A 13710-nucleotide genomic window follows, 5' to 3' on the forward strand; every position below is an offset into this window, starting at 1 on the left:
CCCGCAGGCTCAAGCCTGGGGCTATACAGACAAAGCCTGCCTGCGCAGGCTACTCCATAAAAACGACTTTTCATACCCGGATTTGGTATGAGAGGGCGTATGCAATACGCCCCTACAAATACACCTTGACAGGGCTAGTCAGCCGATGCTCCCACGGATGAATCGTCGGGTCAGAATGATTGAGACTCGCTCTATACTGCCCCTACATTCGGAGGTTGATTAGGCTTCAATCACCACCCGCAGGTTGCCACGTTTTTTGGTGACTCGGCAGGCAGTGGTGCTTCCGGACCGCTCAAATTCTAAATCCAGGAGGGTGGAACCGACGCGCAGATTCTGGATGGACAGACGGTCGATCGCCTCTGGTAGGGCGGGGTCAATGATTCGCAGATAATTTCCCGGCGCATCAGGCACCAGATTCGCCATTGTATGAATGAACTGGAAAATACTGCCACTCGCCCAAGCTTGGGGAGAACAAGCAACGGGATACTGAACGGGTTCATTACCCTCGCTGCGATCGTACCCACAGAACAGTTCTGGCGGGCGTTGATAAGGCTGCACGATCGTCATATCCAAGATACTTTGGGTCACTTCTAGGGATTGATCAATGTACCCTTGCGATCGCAATCCCAAGGCAATCAAAGCATTATCGTGAGGCCACACCGACCCGGTATGATATCCCATCGGATTATACGCCGGAGATAAGCGGCTGAGGGTGCGAATTCCCCACCCACTAAACAAATCCGGTGCTAGGAGTCGTTCCGCCACACTTTGGGCTTTTTCTGGGGTAAAAATGCCCAAATTCAAACAATGACCGGGATTGGAGGAAATGCCATCGATGGGTTTGCCTTCCCCATCCAAGGCTAAGGCGCAGAAATCCAGGTCTGAGACCCAAAAATCCCGGTTGAAGCGGGTTTTCAGGTTGCGGGCTTCTTCTTCCCACCGTTCAGCTAAATCCAGGCGTTTTTTCAAGCGGGCGAGTTCGCTAAGACGCTGTTTGGCCGCATACACATACCCTTGCACTTCACATAAGGCGATCGGGGGGTTGGCTAATTTGCCATCGCGGTCTACGATGCAATCATTGGAGTCTTTCCAGCCTTGGTTGGCCAATCCGCGATTGGATTTACAGGCGTAGGTGAGATAACCCGTTGCTTCTATCTCGCGGTCAATCCATTCCATTGCGGCGATCGCATTTGACCAGAGGCGATCGAGGGTGTCGCGATCGTGAGTCCAAGCATAATATTCCGCATACAGCATCAACCATAGCGGCGTTGCATCGACGGTTCCATAATAGGGGGTATGGGGAACTTCATTGCATCGTGCCATTTCCCCTAAGCGGATTTCATGCAAAATTTTGCCCGGTTGTTCATCCCGCCATTCATCCCAGGTTTTGCCTTGATATTCCGCCAAAATTTCCAGGGTCGATCGGGCGATCGCCGGGTCTAAAATCAGGGTTTGAGACGCCGCAATAATCGAATCTCGTCCAAACAAGGTAGAAAACCAGGGAATTCCTGCTGATAGCGCTTTCCCTTTCCCCCAACTTTGCCGCAGCAAATAAATATCTTGTTCCGCTTGCTCGATCGCCTCATCGATCCCTTTATTATTGGTGCGAATCCGCGTCGCCGAATTGCGCCATTCTTCCTCTTCCATCAAAACCGATGCTTTGGCCTGCATCAGGCTGCCTGGGGTATTTCCAGCCGTTGTAGCCTGGGTGTCTGTGAGCAGTTGTAGGCGATAGCCAAAGATTTGGGTTGCGTGAGAGTCCAATTCTAAGTTCCAAACGGCTGTATATCCATGTAGATAATCCGGTTGACGATGGACAAAATTGATGCGAGATTCCATCACCGAACCGTCCAGTCCTTTGTAGGCTAACATCAGTTCCAGGGGGGGTTTCATTCCCGAGGAAGTCCGCGATCGCCCGGGACTGTCTTGTTCTTTCATCAGTTCAGGATTCTGCGCGTATTCCCCTGAACCATTGCCATTGTGTGACCCATTGTTCGGTTGGTCCTGGCGCAAAAGTTGGCCCCGTCCTTCCCGATTAAATCCCCGAATTTCAAACAAGTCTACAAAATCCGCCCCAAAACTGAGGGTGAGTTGAAATTTCACCGGGTGCGTGTTATAGTTAGTTACCTTGAGTTCTTCAAACAATCCACCATTCAAGATAATATCTCGTTGAATGCCGATTGTCTCCGCCCGAATGCGATCGCCAATCCGGGGATTCGCGCACAATACTGACATTGCGAAGCCCTTGCGAGCATTACTACTCAGCAGAATGGGGGCATGACCCTCAATTTGCAATTCTAGGCGACTTAAAAAGCGGGTATCGTGACAGAACAAACCCATGCTGCCTTGCCGTTCGTCCGTTAGCAAACCCGCGATATTGCCAATGGTATCGGTAATTAAAAATAGGTCGTCATCTTTGAGAGTGAGGGTCGGTTGGGGGTGTTCACTCACCACACTCGGCCATTGGGCGATCGCTGCTGCTTCGGCGGGAACGAATAATTTCCCTTCGATTTCTACGGTATCTGACATAATCCTCAGACTTGCGCGTACACATTAAAAAGGCAGTCGCAGAAATTTAGACTGAGCCAAATTTTTTACGACCGCCTTTTTTATTATAGCTTTCTATTTGAGGATGACCGAGGTTAGGTTAGAAACCGGTTTTCTGAAAATCTGGGGTCATTCGCCCTCAATTTATGGGAGAAACCCGGTTTCTTGTCCTGGGGGTTAGAAACCGGGTTTCTGAGAAAATCTGGGGTCATTCGCCACAAATCTATTGCAGAAACCCGGTTTCTTGTCTTATATCCCTGGGTAGATTTGAGGCCAATTCCAACTTAAGCAACACTCAGACGACTGAAGACATTACCATTTTTGGCAAATCGTTCGGCGATGATTTGCTGATACACCGCTTCATACCCCTCGGTCATCCGGGCTACGCTAAAGTGGGACAGGACGCGATCGCGACAGTCATAACGGTTCAATGCTACCGCTCGATCAATTGACGCAATGCATTCTTCCACCGTCCGGCACAAAAAGCCGGTTTTCCCGTGGGCGATGACTTCCGGTGTCGCCCCCATTTCCATTGCAATCACGGGAGTTCCCGTTGCCATTGATTCAATCATCACCAATCCAAAGGGCTCGCGCCAGGTAATGGGGAATAACGTCGCCACTGCGCCCCCCATTACCTCACATTTCTGAGCGTGGTTCGCTTCTCCTAAATATTGGATTTGCTCCCCGTCAATCTGGGGTGCAATTTCCCGCTCAAAAAACTCGCGATCGACCCGATCGACTTTCCCCGCCATCTTTAACCGCCAACCGGAACGCTTGGCAATCTCGATCGCCAAATGCGGACCTTTTTCTGGGGAGAGTCTGCCTAAAAATGCCAGATAGGGGGGAGTTTCCGGTTGCGATCGAAACTCATAAATCGTGGGATCAATGCCATTGTAAACCGTGTCCACACAGTTGAGTCCTAATCGTGGCTCTCTTTGTGCGTGGGAAATGCTCACATAATGTTGATTTCGAGCATAAGTGAAGATCTTTTCATTATCCGGAGTGAAAATCCCATGAAGGGTATGAACCGTCGGAGTTTTCACCAAATTAGCGTAAGAGAGCGCACTCGCCCCGGTATGTGAGTGAATAATATCAAACTCATCGGCTCGTTCGTACACCTGACTGAGTTGCAGCATTTCATAAATGCCATATTCCTTCACCGTCGGGTCTGTGCGAATGGCTCTGGGATGAACGGATTCTAGGTTTGCTAACGTGATAGAATCCCCGGTAGCAAATAAAGTGACTTCATGTCCTCGGCGAACCAGTTCATCGGTGAGTAAACCTACGACCAATTCTATACCACCATAAGCCGGAGGGGGGACTCGTTCCCACAATGGCGCGACTTGGGCGATCCGCATATAAATCTCTCCTGTTTTAGGGAAAAAAAATTAATGTTCAAAAGGCTGGTCAAGGAATTAAAACCAGCGGGGTTTATTCTTTAACAGCACTTTAAATAAAGTGCGATGAATTCGTCAATTGCCCGGTAGTACGGAAAACCGCCCGAGGTCAAGTTCGGTAAGCTCGACTTATTGGAGTGCTCCGGTTTAGCTTATCTATGATCAAAGCTCCCGAAACTTACGCAATCTATAACATTGATTCCTAAATGTTTAGAGGCGATTCGCGAATCGCCCCTACATTGAACCATTGTAGGGTGGGCACTGCCCACCTGAATTACGGTGGGCAGTGCCCACCCTACTAAATCTGTAGAGGCGATTCCCGAATCGCCCCTACATTGAAACCTAAATCTGTAGAGGCGATTCGCGAATCGCCCCTACATTTAGGGTGGATTCTCAAAATCTGCGTAAGTCCTGTCCGAGTCGCAGAATCCGTCACTGTAGTTCGGTTTTGCTCACTATAACTCTGGGTTTAAGCTTGCTATCTTAGAACTATAGAAACCGTAAAGATGGACTATCCAAGGGAAATAAAACCATGAACAATTTATCGAATCGCGGGCATTCCTTCTTTGGCAAAGACTCAGAAGACGAAAATAGCCTCTGGGAATATATGCAAGAACTGCACCCCGAGACGATCGCCAAACTGTCGCAACCCTCTAGTGCAGCAGCGGAAATCATGGAACGTAACCTCAGAGGAATGTTAGGTGCTCTGCCTCCGGAACATTTCGGCGTCACCATCACCACCAGTCGAGAAAATCTGGGTCGGATGTTAGCTTCGGCGATGATGAGTGGTTATTTTTTACATAATGCCGAACAGCGACAAGTGTTAGAACAGTCCCTCAAAACAGGGGCGACTGGCTCCTCGGAATCCTAAAGGCGGTAGGGTAGGCGGCGAATTTGATCCCGATAATTATTCCTTGCGTTTTTGCATCGGGTGTTCACGTCCCACAATATTTTCAATCGCTGCTACCGCCGCCGCCGAACCCGCTAAAATATCCCGTTCTTCTCCCCCGAGATAGAGGCGACCAAAACTGCCCACGGCTTGAACTTGTAAGATATTAATTAACGCGGCTTTTTCCGCTTCATTTGCTGCTAAAGCAGCATAAGCAGCGGGTTCCACTTCCAACACATACAAAGTTTGACCCGCTAGGAGCATTTGCCCCCGGCGGTTACGATTGATTAGTTGAGTTTGATGGGGATCAACGTTGCGGATAATTTGACTCGACACAATGCGCGGTTTGAGGCGATCGCGTTCCTTCACCCCCAGGGCATCCAAAATCGCTCCACCGGCAGCCCTCGTCTCCCCTTGGGAACTGGAATGAATTTCCAGTAATCCATATAATCTTTCTACAAACTGCACCCCCGGACGCACTGAGGTCGATTTCAGCGCGATATCGGTGATGCGGTTGATTTCAATGCCGGGAGAGATTTCAATCCACAGGGAGGCATCTCCGGGTAGGGGTAAGAACCCCAGGGCCACAGTCCCGATATAGGCGGCGTGTTGGGACTGCAAGTTGTCTAAAAATACATAACTTCGTAGTTCTATCCCCAAGGTTTAAGTCTCCTGTGTTCGGGCAAAAAGCCCACTGTGCTGCAACCTTCGAGTGTATCGTATTTTCGGGACTCGTTGGCATCCGCAGCAGAGGAAAACTGACCCGAGGGGTCCATAAGGGTATTCCAACAAATAAATCGTCCAAATTCGAGGGTTAAGCACCTAACAAGACTGTATTAGCCCGCGCAGGCGGGCTTCGTCCGTGTAGCCCCAGGCTTTAGCCTGCGGGGTTTTTTGGGTATTTTATTTTTTGGAGTTCCCTAACTCTGACGAGGGGAAGGCAAGAGAGTCCCTTGTCCCTCCCGGGATGAGTGAATTGGAACTCGTTTTGGAGGGTTCAATACTGTAATGGCGATCGCTTAGGGGGAAAATTCCGGGGAAGTATTGTCCTGAACCACCGATCGCACTTCACTCGGAGAGAGTGCCACGAGTTTTTCCGTTGCTTTAACTTGGGTGGGTTGATTTTCCAATTGTTGACGTTCTAGCAGTCCCCACTCGATCGCCATCTTCGTATAGCGCCGAGACGCCGCGCGATCGATTCCTAGGGACTCTGCCACCTCGTTCAAACTTAACCATTCCGGTTGATTGCGGAGTCGATGTAAATAGCGCGTGAGAATATCTTGATTGACTTTCATGTTGGGGTCACGACAAACATTGCCTCGGGGATCTGCACCCTTCATGATAGAGCATCCGCAATCCTCAACTCAACCGGATCCACACAAGAATTCACCGCCTTGGGGATGAAAGTCCCTACCCCGGCGATCGGGGAGGGAATTACTGGAATCCCCTAATCAATATTGGCGATGGTGAATCCCATCTGACATTGATAGCGTTCCGGTTGAGCCTCCGAGCATTTTGTCATGATATGACCACAACTGAGTTGGCCCCCCCGCCACCGGGGTTGACCACTAGCATCCGCAAGTAAACAACTTTGACAGACTTGCCGGGGAGCCAGCACTTGATTTTCCATTACAATAACCAGCATTCGAGACCTCCTGGCGATCGCCGATGCCACTGCATCTATCTTAAGTCAACACTTTGGAAATCCTGGGAAATTTGGGCTAAAGCTTAACGTTTTGTGATATTAGGAACCGTATCTTCCGTTGCAGTTTGCCGGATTTTTGGCCCAAATCCCAACTTGCTGCCGCCTTGGGTCGCCTTGCAAATAAAAACCCACACCCTGAAGGGTGGGGCTACACGGACGAAGCCTGCCTTCGCAGGCTAAGAAAGAAAATGGAATCCAGTTTTTATAGACATATCCGAACCGGATTCCGTATAAGCACCCCACAAGACGCGATTAGCCCGCGCAGGCGGGCTTCGTCCGTATAGCCCCACCCTTCAGGGTGCGGGTTTTGTTTAAAACAACCAGATTTGGTATCAGTTCCAGACCGGCTGAAAATTGTACTATAATCAAGAGTCTCCAATCCGGGAATTTTCCCGATCGCCCCCCGGTGGCCCTGTGCGATTTTGGCTTCTGGACTCCCGCATCACACAGCCCAGTTGATCTAGCCAGTTCCCCAAGATTCGTGATAGTTTTGTTTTCTTCCATAGAGGTTCAGCCGTGACTCAGACCAACTTAGACTTCCTAGCAACCACCGATCCAGAGCTTACAGGTTACATCCAGCAAGAATTGCAGCGCCAACGGGATGGCATCGAACTGATTGCCAGCGAAAACTTTACCTCTGCCGCAGTTTTAGCCGCCCAAGGTTCAGTTCTGACGAACAAATATGCAGAAGGATTGCCCGGTAAGCGTTATTATGGCGGGTGCGAATTTGTCGATAAGATTGAACAACTCGCCATCGATCGCGCTAAACAGCTATTCGGTGCCGCCCATGCCAACGTCCAACCCCATTCCGGCGCACAGGCCAATTTTGCCGTATTCCTAGCCCTGTTGCAACCGGGGGATACCATCATGGGAATGGACCTTTCTCATGGGGGACATTTAACCCACGGGTCACCTGTGAACGTCTCCGGCAAATGGTTTAAAGTCGAACATTACGGCGTCAGTCGCGAAACCGAACGCCTCGATTATGACCAAATTCGCGACTTGGCGAAGCAACATCAGCCGAAAATGATTATTTGCGGCTATTCTGCCTATCCCAGAATGATTGATTTTGAGAAATTCCGTGCGATCGCCGATGAAGTCGGGGCCTATTTGATGGCGGATATTGCCCACATCGCCGGATTAGTCGCCACGGGACATCATCCCAATCCCCTCTCCCACTGCCACGTTGTCACCACCACCACCCACAAAACCCTCCGTGGTCCTCGGGGTGGGTTAATTCTCACCAACGACGAGGAACTGGGTAAAAAATTCGATAAAGCTGTCTTCCCCGGCACTCAAGGCGGACCCTTAGAGCACGTCATCGCCGGAAAAGCCGTCGCCTTCGGAGAAGCCCTCAAACCTGAGTTTAAAGCCTATTCGGGCCAAGTGATTGCCAATGCTCAGGCAATGGCTGCTCAATTGCAAAGCCGAGGACTGAAACTGGTCAGCGATGGGACAGATAATCATTTGATGCTGGTGGACCTGCGATCGGTTGATATGACCGGGAAACAAGCGGATAAACTGGTGAGCGAAGTGCATATCACGGCCAACAAAAACACTGTTCCGTTTGATCCCCAATCCCCCTTTGTCACCAGTGGACTGCGCCTAGGGTCCCCTGCCATGACCACACGCGGCATGGGAACCACAGAATTTACCGAGATTGCCAACATCATCAGCGATCGCCTGTTAAACCCCGAGGATGAGTCCATAGCAGCCGACTGTCGCCAACGGGTGGCTAGTCTGTGCGATCGCTTCCCCCTCTATCCCCATTTGACCATTCCCGTCCCTGCCTTAGCGTAGAAAATAGCTCAGTTCGTAGTAACGACTTCAGTCGTTGCCGCGTGACTTGGCAGTAGCCAAGTCACGCGCACCCCACCCTAACCCTCCCCTTGCCAAGGGGAGGGGACCGGAAGTGCAGTATAGCTCAGTTTGTAGTAACGACTTCAGTCGTTACCGCGTGACTTGGCTACTGCCAAGTCACGCGCACCCCACCCTAACCCTCCCCTTGCCAAGGGGAGGGGACCGGAGGTGGACTTCAGAGTAAGCTCAATCACCATCAGGGGATTGCAAAATATAAATCATTCAACGGTTCAACGGAAAGGAAGGTATCTGTAGGGGCGCAATGCGCAGGCCCCAAGGGCGCAAGCATTGCGCCCCTACATTGACGGGACTACTCCGTTGATCCTACGAACGAACGTTTTGGAGATTTTATGTTTTGGAGTTCCCTAAGCACCTCCCCAATCTCCCAATTTTCAACAAAAGAGGACCCCACCCTAACCCTCCCCTTGCCAAGGGGAGGGGACCGGAGGTGCACTTCAGAGTAATCACAAATGACCAATGACCAATGACAAATCCCCCAATCTTTAACAAAACCTGCAAATTCCCCCACCTTGCCGACGATTCGCTCTAAGATAAAAGATTGCACCCATCAACGAAGCCCGATCAAGTTATGAGTAAGGGGACACTTTTCGATAAAGTTTGGAATTTACATACCGTCGGTACTCTAACCTCCGGACAAATCCAGTTGTTTATTGGACTGCACCTCATCCACGAAGTCACCAGTCCCCAAGCCTTCGCCATGTTGCGCGAACGGGAACTGAAGGTGTTGTTTCCAGAACGGACGGTGGCAACGGTAGACCATATTGTGCCGACGGAAAATCAAGCGCGTCCTTTTGCCGATGTCCTGGCAGAAGAGATGATTGTCGCGTTGGAGGACAATTGTAAGGCCCATGATATTCGCTTTTATAATGTGGGGTCAGGACGGCAGGGAATTGTCCATGTGATTGCACCGGAACAGGGACTCACCCAACCGGGAATGACGATCGCCTGTGGGGATTCGCACACCTCAACTCACGGCGCATTTGGGGCGATCGCCTTTGGAATCGGTACCAGTCAAGTGCGCGATGTCCTCGCCTCCCAAACTTTGGCGCTTTCTAAGCTCAAAGTTCGGAAAATTGAAGTCAATGGTACTTTGAATCCCGGGGTTTATGCCAAAGATGTTGTCCTGCACCTGATCCGCAAATTAGGGGTGAATGGCGGCGTGGGATATGCCTACGAATATGCCGGAACCACTTTTGAGCAAATGTCCATGGAAGAACGGATGACCGTTTGTAATATGGCCATTGAAGGCGGGGCCAGATGTGGATATATTAATCCGGATCAGGTCACATTTGACTATCTCAAAGGGAGAGAATTTGCTCCGAAAGGGGAAGATTGGGCTCAGGCGGTAGAGTGGTGGACCAGTATCCGCAGTGATGCCGATGCGGAATATGATGATGTGGTCGTTTTTGATGCGGCAGACATTCAGCCAACGGTGACTTGGGGAATTACACCGGGACAAGGAATTGGGATTAATGAAACGATTCCGAAACCGGAGGAATTATCTGATAGCGATCGGGCGATCGCGCAAGAAGCGTATCGCTATATGAAGCTGAATCCTGGCGATCGCATTGCTGGAACTAAAGTGGATGTTTGCTTTGTGGGAAGCTGCACCAATGGGCGAATTAGTGATTTGCGAGAAGCGGCAAAATTCGCGAAAGGTCATCAAGTTGCACCGGGAATTAAAGCCTTTATTGTTCCTGGTTCTGAGGATGTGAAAAAGCAAGCAGAAGCGGAAGGATTAGATAAAGTTTTCCTAGAAGCGGGCTTTGAATGGCGGGAGTCGGGCTGTTCGATGTGTTTGGCGATGAATCCGGATAAGTTGCAGGGGAGTCAAATTAGTGCCTCTTCTTCTAATCGGAATTTTAAAGGTCGTCAAGGGTCTTCGGAAGGTCGCACTTTATTAATGAGTCCGGCAATGGTTGTTGCTGCTGCGATTAATGGGGTGGTTTCGGATGTTCGGGATTTATTGTAGGGGATAACGACTGAAGGCGTTACTACGAACTAAGACAAGAGAACGACTGAAGTCGTTACTACGAACTAAGACAAGAGAACGACTGAAGTCGTTACTACGAACTAGGACAAGAGAACGACTGAAGTCGTTACTACGAACGGGGGAGAAACCGCGAAATTGTGGCAGTTGGTTTTAACCGAATGTAGGGGCGCTTCGAGAAGCGCCTCTACAGGTTTTATCCCCCAGCAGGTGTGGCGATTCACAGCAAATCTAGGAGAAAAATATCGATGAGTAATGAAGTAAAAAGCATTCAGGGTCGGGGAATTCCCCTGGTAGGGAATGATATTGATACCGATCGCATTATTCCGGCGCGGTTTTTGCGCTGTGTGACTTTTGATGGGTTGGGGGAAGAAGTTTTTAAGGACGATCGCGCTCAATCTAATGGGACTCATCCTTTTGACCAACCTCAATATCAAGGGGCGAAATTGTTAGTGGTGAATGCTAACTTTGGATGTGGTTCCAGTCGGGAACACGCACCCCAGGCGATCGCCCGATGGGGAATTGATGGCATTATTGGGGAAAGTTTTGCGGAGATTTTCTTTGGCAATTGTGTGGCAATGGGGGTTGCCTGTGTGACTGCTGACCCTGCCACGGTGAAAACTTTGCAAGAGGCGATCGCCGATAATCCTAACCTGGAAATCACCTTAGATGTAGAGGCGAGACAGGTGCAGTTCCCAGGATTTAGTGCATCGGTTAATATGGCAGCAGGTCCCCACCAAATGCTCACCACGGGCACCTGGGATACTTGCGGACAATTGGTTGGTAATCGAGATGCCATCCGCACCACCGCTGCTCAATTGCCCTATCTCGCCTGGAAATAGCGATCGCAACTATTGATTGTAATAGGGGGAACCTACCCCCTCAATACTTTAAATTTTTTAGCGAGTTTAGCAATTAGGTAGGGATTTCAACCCTTACTCGATAAAAAAAATCCATGCTCAACATTCCCAATCTGATCAGTCAAGAACTCTCGGTTAATCTCTGGCAAGTAGAAAATGCCTTAGAATTGTTGCAGGAAGGAGCAACGATTCCGTTTATTGCCCGATATCGGAAAGAACGCACCGGGTCTTTAGACGAGGTTCAGTTACGCGATATTGCCGAACGGTTTGCCTACATTACAGAAATCGAAGACCGTAAAAAAGTCATTTTAGAGGCCATTTCCCAAGCGGGAAAACTCACCGATGAACTGAGGCTCAAAATTGAATCCTGTCAGCAAAAAACTGAACTGGAAGACCTCTATCTCCCCTATCGCGCCAAGCGTCGGACTCGCGCCACCGTTGCCCGAGAAAAAGGTTTAGAACCCTTAGCGGACTGGATTGCTGCCCTGAATCTGAGTAAAGCAACCGCCAGTTTAGCGGCAGAAGCGGCCAAATATCTCTCCCCAGAAAATGGCATTAACACGGCAGAAGATGCTCTCCAAGGTGCTTCGGATATTTTAGCCGAAGCGGTCTCGGAACGGGCGGAATCTCGGGCCTATTTACGGGATTATTTCTTACAGGAGGGGCGATTTGTCTCCCAAATTAAGGATGACCATCCCGAAGGCAGTACCAAATATGAAATGTATCGGGATTATCAGGCCAAAGTCAAGGATATTGCACCCCATAACCTGTTAGCTTTGTTCCGGGGAGAAAAGGAGGAGATTCTTACCCTGGATTTGGATTTTGATGAGTCTCAGGTGTTGGGATATTTGGAGTCTCAGGAGATTAAAAACAAGGTTCCAGAGATTAGAAGCTTTTATCGGGAGATGATAAAAGATGCGTTTAATCGGTTGATGAAGAATTCGCTGACCACTGAGGTGCGATCGCTCAAAAAACAAGAGGCGGATCTCGCTTCCATTAGCACCTTTGAATCTAATCTACGGGAGTTATTACTCTCTGCACCTGCCGGGATGAAACCTGCGATCGCCATTGACCCGGGATTTAGAACCGGATGCAAAGTCACGGTTCTCGATGGCACCGGACAGTTTTTAGAATACCACACCATTTTCCCACATACCGGGGACAGGCAACGCACGGAAGCGGCGAAAACCATTAAAACCCTAATTGCTAAATATCAAATCGAATTGATTGCGATCGGGAATGGCACCGCTGGACGAGAAACCGATGCGTTTATTGGAGAGGTGATTAAAACCTGTACTCCCCCACCCACTAAGGTGATGGTGAATGAATCCGGTGCCTCAATCTATTCTGCCAGTGATGTGGCGCGGGAAGAGTTTCCGGAATTAGATTTAACAGTCCGGGGTGCGATTAGTATTGGGAGACGGTTGCAAGACCCGTTAGCGGAATTGGTGAAAATTGACCCTAAATCCATTGGAGTGGGTCAATATCAACATGATGTGGACCAAAAGTTACTGCGGAAGAAATTAGAGGAAACGGTAGAAAGTTGCGTTAACTATGTTGGCGTAGACTTAAATACTGCTTCTAAAGAATTACTGACTTTTGTTTCCGGATTGACTCCGACGATTGCCAAAAATATTATCGCCTATCGGAATGAAAATGGGGCGTTTAAAAATCGCCGTCAATTGCTGAAAGTGGCAAAATTAGGGCCGAAAACTTATGAACAGGCAGCGGGATTTTTGCGAATTCGCGGCGGAGAGAATCCGTTAGATAATACAGCAGTGCATCCGGAGAGTTATCCAGTTGTGAAGGCGATCGCTGCCGATTTAAACGTCCCCTTAACAGACATTGCCAAAGCATCGGACCAACTAAAATCGGTGAAGTTGGATAAATATGTCACCGAACTGGTGGGAATTCCCACCTTACGGGATATTATTGCCGAGTTAGAAAAACCGGGACGCGACCCTCGTGCTCAGTTTAAATCCGCCACCTTTAAAGAGGGGGTGAATGAACTGAAGGATTTGCAACCGGGAATGGAACTTGAAGGGGTGGTGACTAATGTTGCCAACTTTGGCGCGTTTGTGGATATTGGAGTGCACCAGGATGGATTGGTGCATATTTCCCAACTCGCCGATCGCTTTGTGGATAATCCGAATCAAGTGGTGAAGGTGGGACAAGTAGTGAAAGTGCGTGTCCTTTCGGTGGATGAAAAGTTAAAGCGAATTAGTCTTACTATGCGATCGCAGCAGGAAAGACCCAATCCCAGCAACAGAGTCAACCGCAGATCTCGTTAAACCCTGGGGGAAGAAACGACTGAAGTCGTTACTACGAACAAGGGAGATGACTCCATTTCCCCCGTTTGTAGTAACGACTTCAGTCGTTATCCGGGTTCATCCCTGGGTAAAGAAACGACTGAAGTCGTTACTACGAACAAGGAAATCCGA

Annotated in this window: 10 protein-coding genes; 5 read left to right on the forward strand and 5 right to left on the reverse strand. The window is 49.5% G+C overall.

Annotated features, from left to right (window positions below; genetic code table 11):
* Positions 1-219 precede the first annotated feature (219 nt).
* Positions 220-2529 carry an amylo-alpha-1,6-glucosidase gene (locus tag NG833_RS06865; protein ID WP_254564561.1) on the reverse strand — a complete coding sequence of 770 codons (2310 nt, stop codon included), beginning with the start codon at positions 2527-2529 and terminating at the stop codon, positions 220-222.
* A gap of 302 nt (positions 2530-2831) precedes the next feature.
* A complete protein-coding gene (locus NG833_RS06870; RefSeq protein WP_254564562.1) occupies positions 2832-3905 on the reverse strand; it encodes a glycosyltransferase family 4 protein in 1074 nt (357 codons plus the stop codon).
* 571 nt (positions 3906-4476) lie between these two features.
* Here NG833_RS06870 and NG833_RS06875 point away from each other — a divergent pair.
* Positions 4477-4815, forward strand: a complete 339-nt coding sequence (locus NG833_RS06875; RefSeq protein WP_254564563.1) for a DUF760 domain-containing protein — start codon at positions 4477-4479, stop codon at positions 4813-4815.
* Positions 4816-4851: 36 nt separating this feature from the next.
* On the opposite strand, the gene NG833_RS06880 is transcribed toward NG833_RS06875, so the two are convergent.
* The 3 genes from NG833_RS06880 to NG833_RS06890 all read right to left on the reverse strand — a co-directional run bounded on the left by NG833_RS06880 (position 4852) and on the right by NG833_RS06890 (position 6478).
* The gene (locus tag NG833_RS06880) at positions 4852-5493 is read right to left on the reverse strand and encodes a hypothetical protein (RefSeq protein ID WP_254564564.1); all 642 of its coding nucleotides are present in this window, start codon (positions 5491-5493) and stop codon (positions 4852-4854) included.
* A gap of 359 nt (positions 5494-5852) precedes the next feature.
* Positions 5853-6173, reverse strand: coding sequence for a helix-turn-helix domain-containing protein (locus tag NG833_RS06885; protein ID WP_254564565.1), 321 nt, complete (start codon positions 6171-6173; stop codon positions 5853-5855).
* Positions 6174-6280: 107 nt separating this feature from the next.
* Positions 6281-6478 (reverse strand): hypothetical protein, encoded by a 198-nt coding sequence (locus NG833_RS06890; protein ID WP_254564566.1) that lies wholly within the window; start codon positions 6476-6478, stop codon positions 6281-6283.
* 576 nt (positions 6479-7054) lie between these two features.
* Between NG833_RS06890 and glyA the strand changes: the two genes are divergently transcribed.
* From glyA to NG833_RS06910, 4 genes are all read left to right on the forward strand, one after another.
* Positions 7055-8338 (forward strand): serine hydroxymethyltransferase, encoded by a 1284-nt coding sequence (glyA, locus tag NG833_RS06895; RefSeq protein WP_254564567.1) that lies wholly within the window; start codon positions 7055-7057, stop codon positions 8336-8338.
* Positions 8339-8987: 649 nt separating this feature from the next.
* Positions 8988-10391: a 3-isopropylmalate dehydratase large subunit gene (gene leuC / locus NG833_RS06900; protein WP_254564568.1), complete on the forward strand. Its 1404-nt coding sequence runs from the start codon at positions 8988-8990 to the stop codon at positions 10389-10391.
* A gap of 266 nt (positions 10392-10657) precedes the next feature.
* A complete protein-coding gene (leuD, locus tag NG833_RS06905) occupies positions 10658-11251 on the forward strand; it encodes a 3-isopropylmalate dehydratase small subunit (RefSeq protein WP_254564569.1) in 594 nt (197 codons plus the stop codon).
* A 113-nt stretch (positions 11252-11364) separates the two neighbouring features.
* Entirely contained in the window at positions 11365-13560 is a 2196-nt protein-coding gene (locus NG833_RS06910; RefSeq protein ID WP_254564570.1) for a Tex family protein, read from the forward strand.
* Positions 13561-13710: the final 150 nt, after the last annotated feature.

The sequence above is a fragment of the Oscillatoria sp. HE19RPO genome, from assembly GCF_024220515.1.
Taxonomy (GTDB): domain Bacteria; phylum Cyanobacteriota; class Cyanobacteriia; order Cyanobacteriales; family Laspinemataceae; genus Laspinema.

Coding starts and splice junctions, on each gene's coding strand:
- NG833_RS06910 (WP_254564570.1), top strand. CDS start 11,365: ATGCTCAACATTCCCAATCTGATCAGTCAAGAACTCTCGGTTAATCTC.
- leuC (WP_254564568.1), top strand. CDS start 8,988: ATGAGTAAGGGGACACTTTTCGATAAAGTTTGGAATTTACATACCGTC.
- leuD (WP_254564569.1), top strand. CDS start 10,658: ATGAGTAATGAAGTAAAAAGCATTCAGGGTCGGGGAATTCCCCTGGTA.
- NG833_RS06890 (WP_254564566.1), bottom strand. CDS start 6,478: ATGCTGGTTATTGTAATGGAAAATCAAGTGCTGGCTCCCCGGCAAGTC.
- NG833_RS06875 (WP_254564563.1), top strand. CDS start 4,477: ATGAACAATTTATCGAATCGCGGGCATTCCTTCTTTGGCAAAGACTCA.
- NG833_RS06870 (WP_254564562.1), bottom strand. CDS start 3,905: ATGCGGATCGCCCAAGTCGCGCCATTGTGGGAACGAGTCCCCCCTCCG.
- NG833_RS06885 (WP_254564565.1), bottom strand. CDS start 6,173: ATGAAGGGTGCAGATCCCCGAGGCAATGTTTGTCGTGACCCCAACATG.
- NG833_RS06865 (WP_254564561.1), bottom strand. CDS start 2,529: ATGTCAGATACCGTAGAAATCGAAGGGAAATTATTCGTTCCCGCCGAA.